1 pseudogene is annotated in these 565 nt (G+C 54.5%); it reads right to left on the bottom strand.

The features are described from left to right. Positions 1-524 (bottom strand): annotated as a pseudogene (locus tag MUW49_RS18420) (IS5 family transposase); the annotation flags it as partial. Positions 525-565: the final 41 nt, after the last annotated feature.

The following is a 565-nucleotide window of genomic DNA, read 5'->3' as shown; positions in this document are numbered from 1 at the left end:
ACCTGATGACGTTGGTATCCTCGCCATGGCCAACGCGCTTGTTGCATAGCTGATTTCTGCTGATTGCCCCGGTGACAGGCAGAAGCTCAGTGGTAAGCCATGACCGTCCGTGACCAAGTGAATTTTGCTGCCGAAACCTCCCCGCGAACGGCCAAGGGCTTGATTCATTGAGGTGTTTTTTTACGTGCACCGGCAGCATCTTTGGATGCTCTGACATTGGAGCCGTCCAGGCACCACAGGTCGAAATCGATGAGCCCTTCTTCATTGAGCTTGAGTTGCAGCGCTTCCAGAATGGCATCAATCCGGCCTGCATCCTGCCAACGCCGGAAGGTGTTGTAGACCGAATTCCATGGTCCGAAACGTTCTGGAAGGTCTCGCCAAGGAGCTCCGGTGTGGAGTATCCAGAGAATGCCATCGAGCACTTGGCGCGGTTCACGGGTAGGGCGCCCGATCAGGCTTCGAGAAGGAAACTGGGGCTCGATAAGCCCCCATTGTGCATCAGTCAGCTGATAACGGCGGGACACGGAATGGATCTTAAGCTGTTGAGAAGATGTGAGATTATATC

Origin of the sequence: Aeromonas sp. LsrichE-8G, from assembly GCF_022869435.1 — a bacterium.
Lineage (GTDB): Bacteria > Pseudomonadota > Gammaproteobacteria > Enterobacterales > Aeromonadaceae > Aeromonas > Aeromonas caviae.
Note: the sequence above shows the minus strand (reverse complement) of the source record. Positions and strands in the feature narration are given on the sequence as shown.